The sequence below is a fragment of the Arthrobacter sp. SLBN-122 genome (genome assembly GCF_006715165.1).
Lineage (GTDB): Bacteria > Actinomycetota > Actinomycetes > Actinomycetales > Micrococcaceae > Arthrobacter.
In genome coordinates this window covers 2,311,385-2,324,473 of record NZ_VFMS01000001.1, presented here as the reverse complement: position 1 = coordinate 2,324,473, position 13,089 = coordinate 2,311,385, and the positions used below count along the sequence as shown (strand labels likewise).

Genomic DNA, 13,089 nt, shown 5'->3' with positions numbered 1-13,089 from the left:
ACAGGTGTTTTTGGTGCCGCCCGGCAATGGCCGTGCAGGTCAGGCGCCTAGGCCCGGCTTTCCCGCGCTCTCCTGCACCGGACGTTCCTGCAGTGGACGCCGGGCAAGCCAGGCAGCCACGATGGCGCCGGAGATGTTGTGCCACAGCGAAAAGACGGCGGAGGGCAGGGCGGCCAGCGGGCTGAAGTGGGCGGTGGCCAGCGTGGCAGCCAGGCCCGAGTTCTGCATGCCCACTTCGAAGGCGAGGGCGCGGCGGGCCTTGTCGTCCAGGCGGCCCAGTTTGCCGGCGAGGTAGCCCAGGCCCAGGCCGAAGCCGTTGTGCAGGACCACGGCGAGGAACACGATGGCGCCGGCTTCGATGATCTTGCCGGCGCTGGCGGCCACCACGATGGCCACGATCAGGGAGATCACGACGGCGGATGCCCACGGAAGTGCCGGCAGCACCTTGGCGACGAGCTTCTTGAGGAAGAGCCGGGCCAGGAGCCCGGCCACCACCGGCAACAGCACTGTCTTGACGATGTCCAGCACCATGCCGGCGGCGTCGATCTGGAGGTAGGAACCAGCCAGGAACAGGACCAGCAGCGGGGTGACGATCGGGGCGATCAGGGTGGAAACGGAGGCAACTGCCACCGAGAGGGCAACATCACCCTTGGCCAGGAACGCCATCACGTTGGAGGCGGTCCCGGAGGGTGCGCAGCCCACCAGGATGACGCCGACGGCCAGCTCGGGTTCGAGGTTGAGGGCGCCCGCGATCAGCCAGCCTGCGCCGGGCATGATGATGTAGTGCGCAACGATTCCCAGTGCCACCGCCCAGGGCCGCTTGGCCACCGCGGCGAAGTCCGGCGGGGTCAGGGTCAGGCCCATGCAGAACATGATGATGCCCAGCAGGTAGGGAACGCTGGGCCCCATCGGCTTGAAGACCCCGGGGAGCAGGAAGCCGATGATGCCTGCGGCCACCACCAGGAGGGGGAACACCGTAACGGCAATGCGCGCGATCCTGCTTTCCGCTTCCAGCGCGGGGTTGGCGGGCGTCCCGCCCGGGGAATTCTGGGGTTTAGTTGCCTCAAGCATCCAACTATGCTGGCACTGGCTGGTATGGTTCCGCCAATTGATGACCGTGAACGGTAACAACGGCGGAACCATACGGCCTGCCGGGCTTGTTAATGGACTTGCTTGCGGAGCTCCATTTTCCGGATCTTGCCGCTGGCCGTGCGGGGCATGTCCGCCACCACCACCAGGGACTTGGGGATCTTGTAGCGGGCCAGCCGGCCGTCCAGGAAGCTCCGCAGTTGCTCCTCCGTCAACGATTCGCCCTCGCGCAGGGTCACGATCGCCTGGGGAACCTCGCCCCATTTGTCATCGCTGACACCGATGACCGCCACGCTGCTGACCGAAGCATGCTCCGCGATGACTGCTTCCACCTCCGCCGGGTAAATGTTTTCCCCGCCGGAGATGATCATGTCCTTGAGCCGGTCCGAGACGAACAGGAAGCCTTCCTGGTCCCGGTAGCCCATGTCCCCGGAACGGAACCAGTGCCCGTCCGCGTAGCCGGCAGCCGTGGCCTCCGGCCGGTTCCAGTACTCCTTGATCACGTTGGGACCGGAAATCTGGATCTCCCCTACCTCGCCGGGAGCCACTGCGCCGCCCATGGGATCGGCGATCCGGATGTCGGTGAAGAAGTGCGGCAGGCCTGCCGAACCGGCCTTCTCCCTGGACCTGTCAACCGGAAGCATGGTGACGCCGGGCGCCGTTTCGGTCATGCCGTAGCAGCTGGTGAACCCAATCCCGCGGTCCTCGTACGCGTCCAAGACGCGGCGGGGAATGGCGGAGCCACCGCACGTGAGCTTGTCCAGGGAGCTGAGGTCCGCCGCCGCCCAGCCTGGATGCTCGCAGAGCAGCTGGAACGTGGTGGGCACCCCGTTGAGGGTGGTCACTTTGTGCTCCTGGATCAGCTCCAGGACCCTGGCGGGATCGAACTTTGCCTCAAGCACCACGGTGGCGCCCTTCAGCAGCATCGGCAGCAGGCCCATGTCCAGCGACGCCACATGGAACAGCGGCGAGATCATCAGTGCAACATCGTTGCGGTTCAGGTCCATGTCAACGATGGTGTTGATGCAGTTCCATGTGATGTTCCCGTGGGTCAGCAGGGCGCCCTTGGGCTTGCCGGTGGTCCCCGAGGTGTAGAGGATCATCGCCCCGTCGTCGTGCCCCACCGCCACGTCGATGGCGTCCGGCGCTGCTGCCTGCAACGTCTCCTCATAACCCTCGACGGCGGCAGGTGACGTGGCCGCCGAAGGTTCCGTCCCGCCGTCGGGCGTTACCACCAGGCGGTGGGTGACGCCGGTCCCTTCCAGCGCGGCGGCGGCGGACGCCTCGAGGGAGCCGGCGTTGACCAGGAGCCGGGCCCCGGAATCCTGCAGCTGGAACTGCAGTTCGGGCGGCGCGAGCCGGGTGTTGAGCGGCACGAAGATGGCGCCCAGGAGACCGCAGGCAAAGAACGTTTCCACGAAGGAAGGGTGGTTCTCGCCCAGGTAGGCCACCCTGTCGCCCTTGGCCACTCCCCTGTCCCGGAGTGCGTTGGCCAGACGGTCTGCCCTGTCGGCGAGCTCTTCGTAGCTCAGGTCGCTCGTTCCGGACAGGAGGGCTGCCTTGGCGCCCGACTTCCGGCGGCGGCGCTGCAGCCAGGATCCAACTCCGTTGTTGTCCATGGTTCTCCTAACGGACCGTGGTGAGGTCGTTGTTCTTAGACTCCCGCGTCAGGGCGATGAAGACAATCGAGACCAGTGCCATAACGGACAGGAACACCACCACCGGGAAGATGCTCTGGCCGGAGTCCTTGTAGAGTCCGGCGATGATGCCCGGGGTGAATCCCGCGCCGATGAGGGTGGCCAGCTGGTAGCCGACAGCTGCGCCGGTGTAGCGGGACGTGGTGCCGAACTGTTCGGAGACGAAGGCTGCCAGCGGCCCGTACAGGCATGAGTGCAGGATCAGTGCCACGGTGAAGGCCACGAAGACAAGGCCGACGTTGCCGGATCCCAGCATGCCGAACATGGGGAACAGGTAGGCGATGAACAGGGCCAGTCCGGCGATCATCACGGGCCGGCGGCCCAGCCGGTCCGACAGGCGGCCGCCCAGAAGCACGAAGATGATGGAGATGGCCGAGGCGCCGGCGAAGGCGTAGAGCACGCCCTGCTGTGGTGCCCCCTTGGAGACGGCGTAGGTCACCGAGAACGTGGGCAGCACCACCTGGAGGCCGAACCCGGCGGCACCGGCGAACATGATCATGATCAGTGCCTTGGGCCGGCGCAGCACGTCCAGCAGGGGAATCTTGCGCTTGGCGCCCTGGGCGCTTTCCTTGGCCACGGCCTCGGCGAAGATGGGGCTTTCGGAGACCCGGAGGCGCACGAACATGCCCACGATCAGGAGCACGAAGGACAACAGGAACGGCACCCGCCAGCCCCACGCCAGGAACGCGTCCTGCGGCAGGGCCGAGAAGATGCCCATCACCACGGTGCCCAGCACGGCGCCGGTGGGGGCGCCGGCGTTGACGAAGGAGGCCGCGAAGCCGCGGTGTTTGGGACCCGCGTGCTCCAGCGCCATGAGCGCGGCACCTCCCCATTCACCGCCAACGGCGATGCCCTGGCAGACCCGCAGCAGCACCAGTATGACGGCGCCCCACGGCCCGATCACGCCGGCACCGGGGATCACGCCGATGAGGGTGGAGGCGATGCCCATCATGGCCATGGAGATGATCAGCATCCCCTTGCGGCCCACCTTGTCACCGAAGTGGCCGAAGATCACCCCGCCCAGCGGCCGGGCCACGTATCCGGCGGCGAAGGTGGCGTAGGCGGCCACCACGCCCACCCATTCGTCCGTTCCGGTGAAGAAGACCTTGGGGAAGGCTACTGCTGCAGCCGTGGCGTACAGCAGGAAGTCGTAGAACTCGATGGTGCTGCCCAGATAGCTGGACAGGATGACCGTGCGCGCTTCCTTGCGCTTGGCGGCCGTGCCCGCAGGTGCGAGCGTTGTGTGTCCGGACATGGCTGTTCCTAAGGACGGAGGGATGGGGTACGGAGGGAAGGGTTTTTGGGGTTGCCGGCGGAGGCGGTGCCGGAAGGGGCGCCGCCAGTGTTGTGAAGGGGTTACCGCCGGTGGTGCGGCTTACTTCTCGAAACGGCTTATTTGTAGAACCGGGCCAGGAATTCGGCCACGACGGCCGGGCGTTCCTGGCCTTCAATTTCGATGGTGGCGTTGACCTTGATCTGGGCTCCGCCCTTGACCTCAGTCGCCTCGGCGATGGTGGCCTGCATGCGGACCTTGGAGCCCACCGTAACCGGTGAGGTGAAGCGGACCTTGTCCAGGCCGTAGTTGACCTTGGTGGTGACGCCGTCGACGTCGAACAGCTCGCCCCAGAACGGGATGATCAGGGAGAGCGTGAGGAAGCCGTGGGCGATGGGGGCGCCGAACGGGCCGTCCTTGGCGCGTTCGGGATCGGTGTGGATCCACTGCTGGTCATCGGTGGCGTCAGCGAACAGGTTGATTTGTTCCTGGGTGATCTGGCGGTAGTCGGTGGTGCCGAGGTCCTTGCCGGACAAGGTGAGCAGGGTGTCGAAATCGACGACGAGATTGGGCATCGTTGCCTCCTGGCAGTTGCTTGTTGGGTGGGGAAGGTGTGGTTCAGCGGGTGAAGGCACTTTCGCCGGTGAGGGCGCGGCCGATGATGAGGGCATTGATGTCGTGGGTGCCTTCGTAGGAGTAGACGGCCTCGGCGTCGGCGTGGAACCGGGCCACGTCCGTGGCCAGGGTGATGCCGTTGCCGCCCACCACTTCCCGGGCCAGGGCAACGGTGTCGCGCATGAACAGGGACGTCTGCATCTTGGCCAGGGCCGAGTCCTGGTCCCGGTAGATGCCCTTGGCCTGCTGTTCGGTAAGCCGGACCACCAGGGAGAGGGAAGCGGTGACGTTTCCCAGCATTCGGGCCAGTTTCTCCTGGACCAGCTGGAAGGAACCGAGGCTGCGGCCGAACTGTTGGCGTTCGGTGACGTAGGCCAGGGCCGCTTCGAACGCGCCGGCGGCGATGCCGGTGGCGATCCAGGCAACGTCCGAGCGCATCGCCCTCAGCATCGCCGCGACGTCCTTGAAGGAGTTCACGTTGTGCAGGCGCATAGACTCCAGGACGCGGACCCCGTTCAAGGTGATGTGGGCGTTCTGCATCATCCGCAGGGACGTCTTCCCGTGGATCTTTTCCAGGGTCACGCCCGCTGCCTTGCGGTCCACGAGGAAGGCCTTGACCTGTCCGTCGGCGGTGTCCCGGGCGAACACGGCCAGGACGTCAGCGGTGGCGGCCCCGCCGATCCAGCGCTTGGCACCATCCAGGATCCAGCTGCCGTCGCTTTCACGGCGGGCCGTGGTGGACAGTCCCCCGGCGATGTCCGAGCCAGATTCGGGTTCGGTGAGGGAGAAGACGCCTTTGAGCGAGAAGTCGATGACCTTTGCCATCCACTCGGCCTGCTGGTCTTCTGAAGCGCCGACCCGGATGGCTGTGCGAAACAGCCCGGCCTGCGCGGTGTACCACGTGGCCAGGGAGGCGTCCGTGCGGGCCAGTTCGAAGATCCGGAAGCCCTGGTAGATGCCCCGCGCGGGCCCGTCCGAGGTGAGCTCGGCGGGTTCCATGAGGTCCAGGTCGATCAACGGCCGGGCGAGCTGCTCCGGGAACTCACCGCGTTCCCAGTACTCGGCCAGCAGGGGCTTCGCTTCGCGGTCCAGGAAATCCCTCAGCCGGGCCAGGACCCGGCGCTCGTCCTGGGTGAGCAGTGACTCGGCGTCGTACCAGTCCGCTGCGGAGTAGAGGCGGGCCCCCAGGCCGGGTGCCGTCGTCGTCAGCGTGCCCATCTCAGCCACCCAGCCCGAGCAGCCGCACCGCGTTGTGCTTGAGGATCTTCGGCCGGACCTCATCCTTCAGGGGCAGGTCCGCGAAGGCTCCCAGCCACTTCTGCGGGGTGATCAGCGGGAAGTCGGTGCCGAACAGCACCTTGTCCTGCAGGTAGGAGTTGGAGGCCTTCACCAGGGACTCCGGGAAGTACTTGGGCGACCAGCCGGAGAGATCGATGAAGACGTTCGCCTTGTGCGTGGCGATCGAGTTCGCCTCATCCTGCCACGGCACCGAAGGGTGGGCCATGATGATCTGCAGGCCCGGGAAATCCGCGGCCACCGCGTCCAGCAGCAACGGGTTGGAGTAGGCGAGCTTGATGCCGTACCCGCCGGGCAGGCCGGCGCCCATGCCGTTCTGGCCGGTATGGAAAATAGCCGGCAACCCCAGCTCCTGGAGCGTCTCCCACAGCGGGTAGAAGCGCTCATTGGAGGGATCGAAGCCCTGCAGGGACGGGTGGAACTTGAAGCCGCGCGCGCCGAGCTCGATGGCCTGGTGCTTGGCTGCAGCGATGGCGTCCTCACCGGTGCGCGGGTCCACGCTGCCGAACGGGATCAGGACGTCATTGTTCCGGGCGGCGCCGGCGATGAGTTCCGGGATGCTGTTGGGTTCGTGCTTGAGCTGGGTGCGGGCGTCCACGGTGAAGACGACGGCGGCCATGTTCAGTTCGCGGTATACCTCGGCGATGCGGTCCAGGGAGGGGGTGCGGTCCTCGGCCTTGAAGTACTTGGCCGATGCCTCAGTCAGTTCCTCCGGCAGCGAGCCGTGGCCGCAGCTGTCCACCTCGAGGTGGACATGCATGTCGATGGCGTCGAGCTTCGCGGGGTCGATGCCCAGCTCGTAACGGTCAGCCATGATCAGCGGGCCTCTGCGGGCTGCGCGGGCTTGAGGTCCTCCGGCAGGGGCAGGAATTGTTCGCCGTAGCTTTGCAGGGTGTCCTGGTTGAACAGCTGGCCGGCCTTGTCCCGCAGCGCCTCATAACTCCAGCCGCCCTCGCGGTACTCGGTGGTGGCAGCTTCCGGGTGGGTCCAGACCTGCAGGCGGTCACCGCCGGCGCCGATGGCCTGGCCGGTGATATTGGCTGCCTCGTCGGAGGCGAGGAAGGCAACCAGCCCGGAGACGTCGTCGGCCGTTCCAAAGCCCAGGTCGTGGCGGAAGAAGGACGGCATGGCCTCACCGCGCTCCTCCGCCTCCACTGCCTTCTGGAAGTAGGGCACGGTCTTGGTCATGGCCGTGGCGGCAACCGGGATGACGCTGTTGACCGTCACGCCGGCCTTTTTCATTTCCAGCGCCCAGGTGCGGACCATGCCCACGATCCCGGCCTTGGCGGCGGCGTAGTTGGTCTGGCCGAAGTTGCCGCGCTGGCCCGTGGGCGAGCCGATGGTGATGATGCGGCCGGCGACATTGTTTTCCTTGAAGTAGGCGTAGGCCTCGCGGACGCAGGTGAAGGTGCCCTTGAGGTGGACGTTGATCACCACATCGAAGTCCTCGTCCGTCATCTTTAGGATGCTCTTGTCCCGCAGGATTCCCGCGTTGGTGACCAGGATGTCCAGCCGGCCGAACGCGTCAACGGCCCCGGCCACCAGGGCCTTGGCGGCGTCCGTGCTTCCCACCGGAACCACCACGGCGGTTGCCCGGCCGCCGTCCTTTTCGATCTGCGCGACCGCCTGGGCGGCCGTCTCAGCATTCACGTCATTGATGACGACGGCGGCACCCTGGCGGGCCAGTTCCCTTGCGTAGGCGAAGCCGAGGCCCTGCCCGCTCCCGGTGACGATTGCAACCTTGCCGTTCAAGCTCATGGCCTGCTCCTTCGCATGCGCCGGCCGAAGCCGTTGGGGTGGTCCCACTGCGGTGTGAGATCCTTGTTGGAATCAATGAAATTACGGATCATTGAAAAAGTCAACGATTGTTTTTTACCAGTACCGGAGTTGTGATGGCCACCTTGGGCACAGACGTTCAGACCCCGCGCCTTGCGGCCGCCAGGATCGGCAGTGATGTGGGCCTGCTGCTGGCCAAGCTGCACGCGGCAGGCTCGGTCCTGAACAACAAGGCACTGGCCGATTTCGGCCTGCGCGAGCGCTCCTTCTCCGTCCTGACGCTGGCGTGCAGCGGGCTGGAGCCGACGCAGAGGGAACTGGCGGATTTCCTCAGCCTGGATCCCAGCCAGGTGGTGACGCTGGTGGACGACCTGGAACGGCGCGGGCTGGTGGAGCGGGCGCAGGGGAAGCAGGACCGGCGCGCCAAGATCATCGTTTCCACCGCCGAGGGGCGGAAGATGCACACCAAAGCCCGCGCGGCCCTGGACGCTGCTGAAATCGAGCAGCTGGCCGGGCTTTCCGACGAGGAGTCGCAGGAGTTGAAGCGGCTGCTCCGCAAAGCGCTGTGGGGTTCGGCGGAGTAGGCACCTCCGTGGGGCTCCCATAGGACTCCTCAGGCTGTGACGGCGCTAGTGAAAGGGCAGGCTGGAGCCTTGGGGGAAAGACATGACCCCTTGTGCCGGCGTCATGGTGAACCACTCGGCGCCATGCTCGGTCGCAAAAATGATGACTCTTTCAGCGGTATCGAGCGGATCGCCGTCCGGGTAAGTCTCTCCTACAGTGCAGGTCGGGGGCATCGAGGAGATACGCAGGTTCCCATCTCCGGGGTCTCCTTTGAGAACCCGCTCTACTTCAATGAGGTGAGTGGTGGCTTTGGAACCGTAAATCGTGCTCTCGCCGGCCTGGCTTACAGACTTTCCGATGAGGACCACGGGGGCCTTGTCGTATTGGTCCTGAGGAGTCTTAAACCAAACCCAGTCGACGCATGCTACGGGCCCGCCGTCTGTCACGGGGCTGCTGGCAGAGCCAGGAGTTGGGCTCGCCGAATTGGCCGTCGGTTCCGCGGTTCGCGGACCACCCGCCACCTCATCGCCGCCACATGATGTGAGCAGCACGGTGAGGAGTAAGGATGGAACCAGAAATCGCCGTGACCGAATGCTCTTCATTGCGCTCCCTCATAAGTGGACGCTGATCGGAGCATATAGGGGTTTTCTTTTGAATACACTGCATCTTTTCCATCGCTTCAGTGCCTCGAAACCCCTCTCCGGAAACCCAAGGTTTGAGGCGATTTGATGTGTAGCGTTCAGGGCACCTTCACCGGGCATTTTTGCGGGCGGGTCTTACGGGAATTGTCGAGGACCGGGATGCCGCACTCCTCAAAGGAAATCATCTGCCTGTCACAGTGACCCGGCTGGGGACCGGCTTACGGACAAGGTTCCCCTAGGGGCGACGTCAAGCTTGGTGTTGCTGTGTTTGAAATGGAACCGTTAGGTCCGGGGCGTGAATTGGACTTGGATGTGCTTGAGCTCAGTGCGGGGAAGCACAGCGGTCACCACGCCGCCGCCTGCCAGTTGGGCTCCGATACCGTAGACGAACGGGTCCGTATCGACCTCTGCACCGGGCATATCGACTCCGTTGATGACGGTCCTGGCCTGGCTGTTGACCATCCGGCCGGTAACTGTGGGGGCGTGCTGGTCCCACGGGTTGCTGCCCGGCCAGAGCTCTTGCCGATATTGGTTCATGAGGATGTGGTTGACATGGTCAACCAACAGGCTTCGAACCGAAGAACGCTCGGATGGATCGCGGTGCCAGGTGGTTCGCACGGCCTCCTCAAGTTGCGGGTAACGCAGGCGCTCCACGTACTCGATCAGCCAAGGGGGCCGCGGCCATGGCGGAACTTCCTCGATCGATCTGCGTGTCTTCTCGTTGAGGTCCGCGAGGTTTACCGGGTCTGAGCGGTCATCCGGGTTTCGCCAGAGCGTATAGGTGATGCTCGCCGTCATCTCGTTGTACCCACGATTATCTTGGCCATAGGTCACGCCAACGCTGTCGGTGTCCTCCAACGATGGTTGAGGCGCGAGCCCCATCACCGGAATGGGCATCAGCTTCAGGCGCTCGGCCCATCCGGCCCGCGGGTCAGGAGCGTCTGAGGGGAGAATTCCGGCCACTCGCATGCCTCGACTATGAACCACACGAGGGTGCCTGTAAATAGGAATTGGGTTTCGGCCCCCAAATGTCCAGGCGAAGATTCATCCGGCCGTCGGCCTTATTCTGGTGAAATAAGGTTCTACTACACCTAGCACTTGATCCCGGTTCCGGTCATAAAGCTTGCCAAATGCGTCGCCATCACCGTTGATTGCGAGAAGCCACAATGCTTCGTCCGTACTATCTGATCCCCCACTCATACTCAATAGTGTCCGCACCATTGATTTGGTTCCACATTTATTGGTACGAAATTCTTCCCAGTAACGCGGCGCCGGCGCGGGCATTCCAAGTTCGCCACTTCCCGTGGGGCGCCCGGTGAGGGATCCGTTTACGGGCACGAAGACGAACCTTCGGTGCCGATGCTGGTGAGTTGTGGAAAGCTGTTTCCATGAATCCATTGGCCGGCTCGGCGATCAATGTCTCAATGCCGGGACCAAGCAGATGAGTGAGCTATTCCGCCGTCGCATTGCGTTCCCAAACGCGCTGCTGTTGTTTCAAACCGAAGATGCCCCGGAAGTTCCTGACATTGACGGAATTGCGAACAAGTGGCAAACCTCCAGCATGTTGGCCTTGGCTGTTCTGCACGACGCCGAGGGGGAAGTGGACCTGCAGATTTGCACAGATACGCCGTCTACGGAGCTTCTCCTTTTGTTCGATGGAAGGCTACGGTCTACGCGTAAGCTGGTGCAGCTCATCACTGTGTACCTGGATACCGTCGCAAACATCAGAATCCCTAGCGATTAGTTGGACGTGCGTGTATGGGGCGATGACCCGAGGCAACCTGAAGTGGTCATAATCGAGTGCCTGACCCCCGTGGAAGTTGATTTACCCCGAAGTGTCTAGCAAGTGACTCGGATTTCGTCCTCGCTCATCGTCCGCTAGCCGATCCCTCAGCGGGCGAATTTCGGTCGTCGTGACCGAATGTGCCCTTTGACCGGACGATCAATGGAGATTCGCCGCGCCCGTGCTTTCGACAGAGTTTTCCAGCGGGATCATCGGATCGGACCACTAGCCAGGCTTGTCGAATACGCCCTGGATGAACACCGTGCGCCCGGCGTCGATGTTGCGCCCGGAGTTACTCATCTTGGCGGCTGCCTGTTCTCCCAGCACGAGATGCATTCCAAGCGGAGGAGGGGCGCTGGAGCCGCTCGCACCCGACGCTTGCGCCTTCGCCTGCTGTGCCTTGCGCGCCGCCACGATGTCGGCGGTAATGTCGCGCCAGGTGCGCTCGAGGAGACCTGCACCGCGGATCAACCCGCGGAGGGATTCCGCATCGGCCAGGTGGCTCTGGTTGGGGCGGCTCGCCCATGGGACCGGAAGCTCGATCGGCTCACCGTTCCCCGCGCAGATTTCCTGGCAGACGAACAGCCCGCCCGGCCTGAGTACCCGGGCGATTCCGGAATACAGGCGGCGCTTGTCCCGGATGTTCATCTGCATTTGTATCGTCCACACCACGTCGAAGCTGGACGCGGCGAACGGAAGCTCCAAGGCATCACCCGCCTGAAAGCGGGTGCGATCGGACAACCGCGTCATCCGAGAAAGGGCGCTGGCCACCCCGCAGAATTCAGGCGAGAGGTCGATGCCTGTCACGTCGCAACCCAAAGTTGCGGCGAGGTAACGCGCCGGGCCGCCCAACCCGCTGCCCACGTCGAGCACTCGTGATCCTGGCAGAATCTTTGCAAGCTCCACCAATGCGCGCGTGGCCGAACGTCCCGCGGAGTGAAACTCGTCGGCCGGCGCGAGATCTTCGTGCGTGACCGAGTCCAGGTCCTTGCCGAGAGCTTGCAACCCCGCCACGATTCGCGGCAGAAGTCCGCCCGGCTCGTAGTGGCGAAGCATTTCCTCGTGCGAGTCGCCCATGGACGCAATCTTGCGCGGACTTCCGGGAGCCGTCAAGTAAGCGCTTGCTCCCACCACCCCGTCACCTGCCCTCCTCCGGCAGGAGGGAGGGTCTGGCCTGTGCCCTCACGAGGTCTCCACTCGACGCAGAACGGCATCGCAGACCCCCTGACCAGCAAACGATCTCTGTCCTCCTAAACGACATCGGAAGGGTCGCGGTCGTGCAATTCTCCCTTCGTCCCAAGGGTCCGTGGGTGGCTGACAACCTGGATCAGCGGATAGCTCGCCTCCCCGCAATCACTTACGGCTTCGTCGTCCGCTGGACCGTTCCCGAGATGCGATCCATGGCGCAATTCCTACTGGTGCTGTCAGGCGTCTTGCTCGGCACCGCAGCAACGCTTCTTATCGAATTTCTCCTGCCCCGCCGTGCGGCAGAGAAGGCAGAGGCGGCGACGGATGCGTCGCGAGAAATTCAAGAGACGTCGCTAGAACTTCTTCGCGAGACTCAACTCCTGCTCGCCCACGCGCAGGCCGAGTTGCGTCAACGACCCTGGTGGCGACGGCGGCCGAAAGGTTCAAGGCAATACAAATAGGAACCTTATCTACCTCGACCCTGTCGTCTCGCGGAGGCCAACATCGCCGCTCAGCGATCACAGCGAGCCACCAGCGCCCGTAAGCCGGTCCTCCTCCGGCTTACATTCATTCTTCCCGGTCATGGCGCCTTAAACGCTAAACTCAGCGTCATGCTTGTCGGCTACGCCCGCGTCTCCACCAACACCCAGGACCTGACCGCCCAGCGCGACGCTCTCACGGCCGCCGGCGTGGATCCAGACTTCATCTATGTCGATCACGGATCTAGCGGTACCCAACGCGAACGGCCCGGCCTTGGCAAAGCGCTCGCCGCCTGCCGCAACGGTGACACCCTTGTAGTGACCAAGCTTGATCGCCTGGCTCGGTCGCTGCCCGACGCCAGCCGAGTTCGAAGCAGATCTTATCCGCGCCAGGACGCGGGAAGGAATGGCAGTGGCAAAAGCCAAGGGCCGGCTCCGAGGGAAACAGCCAAAGCTCTCGGAGGCCCAGGAAGCGCACCTCGTTAGCCTTCACCAGGGCGGGACGTACACCACGACCGAGATTGCCGAGATATTCGGCATCGCTCGCTCTACGGTCTATCGTGCCATCCAAAGAGCAACGCCAACACCGCCGAGGTGACAAATAGCGCCGCAAAAAGCCTGCCATCACTTGCGAAACGTCACCGAGTGCTGAGTTATCCGCGGTAACGGGTGCGCTTGCATCTTGAAG

General features: G+C 64.1%; 12 protein-coding genes and 1 pseudogene. 3 read left to right on the top strand and 10 right to left on the bottom strand.

Features of this window, described 5'->3' with window-relative positions; all coding sequences use genetic code 11:
- Window positions 1-39: 39 nt before the first annotated feature.
- The 7 genes from FBY36_RS10885 to FBY36_RS10855 form a co-directional block, all read right to left on the bottom strand.
- The gene (locus FBY36_RS10885; protein ID WP_142119304.1) at window positions 40-1,071 is read right to left on the bottom strand and encodes a bile acid:sodium symporter family protein; all 1,032 of its coding nucleotides are present in this window, start codon (window positions 1,069-1,071) and stop codon (window positions 40-42) included.
- A gap of 89 nt (window positions 1,072-1,160) precedes the next feature.
- Entirely contained in the window at window positions 1,161-2,708 is a 1,548-nt protein-coding gene (menE, locus tag FBY36_RS10880; protein ID WP_142119302.1) for an o-succinylbenzoate--CoA ligase, read from the bottom strand.
- Window positions 2,709-2,715: 7 nt separating this feature from the next.
- Window positions 2,716-4,041, bottom strand: a complete 1,326-nt coding sequence (locus FBY36_RS10875) for an MFS transporter (protein WP_142119300.1) — start codon at window positions 4,039-4,041, stop codon at window positions 2,716-2,718.
- Window positions 4,042-4,178: 137 nt separating this feature from the next.
- Window positions 4,179-4,634, bottom strand: a complete 456-nt coding sequence (locus tag FBY36_RS10870; protein WP_142119298.1) for a MaoC family dehydratase — start codon at window positions 4,632-4,634, stop codon at window positions 4,179-4,181.
- A gap of 43 nt (window positions 4,635-4,677) precedes the next feature.
- Window positions 4,678-5,892 (bottom strand): acyl-CoA dehydrogenase family protein, encoded by a 1,215-nt coding sequence (locus FBY36_RS10865; protein ID WP_142119296.1) that lies wholly within the window; start codon window positions 5,890-5,892, stop codon window positions 4,678-4,680.
- A gap of 1 nt (window position 5,893) precedes the next feature.
- Window positions 5,894-6,784, bottom strand: a complete 891-nt coding sequence (locus FBY36_RS10860) for an amidohydrolase family protein (RefSeq protein ID WP_142119294.1) — start codon at window positions 6,782-6,784, stop codon at window positions 5,894-5,896.
- A gap of 2 nt (window positions 6,785-6,786) precedes the next feature.
- Entirely contained in the window at window positions 6,787-7,728 is a 942-nt protein-coding gene (locus FBY36_RS10855) for an SDR family NAD(P)-dependent oxidoreductase (protein WP_142119292.1), read from the bottom strand.
- Between the two features lie 134 nt (window positions 7,729-7,862).
- Between FBY36_RS10855 and FBY36_RS10850 the strand changes: the two genes are divergently transcribed.
- Entirely contained in the window at window positions 7,863-8,330 is a 468-nt protein-coding gene (locus tag FBY36_RS10850; protein WP_142119290.1) for a MarR family winged helix-turn-helix transcriptional regulator, read from the top strand.
- A 45-nt stretch (window positions 8,331-8,375) separates the two neighbouring features.
- On the opposite strand, the gene FBY36_RS10845 is transcribed toward FBY36_RS10850, so the two are convergent.
- The 3 genes from FBY36_RS10845 to FBY36_RS10830 all read right to left on the bottom strand — a co-directional run bounded on the left by FBY36_RS10845 (window position 8,376) and on the right by FBY36_RS10830 (window position 11,811).
- Window positions 8,376-8,678, bottom strand: coding sequence for a hypothetical protein (locus tag FBY36_RS10845; protein WP_142119289.1), 303 nt, complete (start codon window positions 8,676-8,678; stop codon window positions 8,376-8,378).
- A 555-nt stretch (window positions 8,679-9,233) separates the two neighbouring features.
- Window positions 9,234-9,920, bottom strand: a complete 687-nt coding sequence (locus tag FBY36_RS10840; RefSeq protein WP_142119287.1) for a hypothetical protein — start codon at window positions 9,918-9,920, stop codon at window positions 9,234-9,236.
- Between the two features lie 1,039 nt (window positions 9,921-10,959).
- Window positions 10,960-11,811: an SAM-dependent methyltransferase gene (locus FBY36_RS10830; protein WP_142119283.1), complete on the bottom strand. Its 852-nt coding sequence runs from the start codon at window positions 11,809-11,811 to the stop codon at window positions 10,960-10,962.
- A 233-nt stretch (window positions 11,812-12,044) separates the two neighbouring features.
- Here FBY36_RS10830 and FBY36_RS10825 point away from each other — a divergent pair, with 233 nt between their 5' ends.
- Window positions 12,045-12,383, top strand: a complete 339-nt coding sequence (locus tag FBY36_RS10825) for a hypothetical protein (RefSeq protein WP_142119281.1) — start codon at window positions 12,045-12,047, stop codon at window positions 12,381-12,383.
- Window positions 12,384-12,533: 150 nt separating this feature from the next.
- Window positions 12,534-12,999 (top strand): annotated as a pseudogene (locus tag FBY36_RS10820) (recombinase family protein).
- Window positions 13,000-13,089: the final 90 nt, after the last annotated feature.

Bases quoted from the DNA above. Each gene is read 5' to 3' on its own strand.
- FBY36_RS10885 (WP_142119304.1), bottom strand. From the start codon at position 1,071: ATGCTTGAGGCAACTAAACCCCAGAATTCCCCGGGCGGGACGCCCGCC.
- menE (WP_142119302.1), bottom strand. From the start codon at position 2,708: ATGGACAACAACGGAGTTGGATCCTGGCTGCAGCGCCGCCGCCGGAAG.
- FBY36_RS10875 (WP_142119300.1), bottom strand. From the start codon at position 4,041: ATGTCCGGACACACAACGCTCGCACCTGCGGGCACGGCCGCCAAGCGC.
- FBY36_RS10870 (WP_142119298.1), bottom strand. From the start codon at position 4,634: ATGCCCAATCTCGTCGTCGATTTCGACACCCTGCTCACCTTGTCCGGC.
- FBY36_RS10865 (WP_142119296.1), bottom strand. From the start codon at position 5,892: ATGGGCACGCTGACGACGACGGCACCCGGCCTGGGGGCCCGCCTCTAC.
- FBY36_RS10860 (WP_142119294.1), bottom strand. From the start codon at position 6,784: ATGGCTGACCGTTACGAGCTGGGCATCGACCCCGCGAAGCTCGACGCC.
- FBY36_RS10855 (WP_142119292.1), bottom strand. From the start codon at position 7,728: ATGAGCTTGAACGGCAAGGTTGCAATCGTCACCGGGAGCGGGCAGGGC.
- FBY36_RS10850 (WP_142119290.1), top strand. From the start codon at position 7,863: ATGGCCACCTTGGGCACAGACGTTCAGACCCCGCGCCTTGCGGCCGCC.
- FBY36_RS10840 (WP_142119287.1), bottom strand. From the start codon at position 9,920: ATGCGAGTGGCCGGAATTCTCCCCTCAGACGCTCCTGACCCGCGGGCC.
- FBY36_RS10830 (WP_142119283.1), bottom strand. From the start codon at position 11,811: ATGGGCGACTCGCACGAGGAAATGCTTCGCCACTACGAGCCGGGCGGA.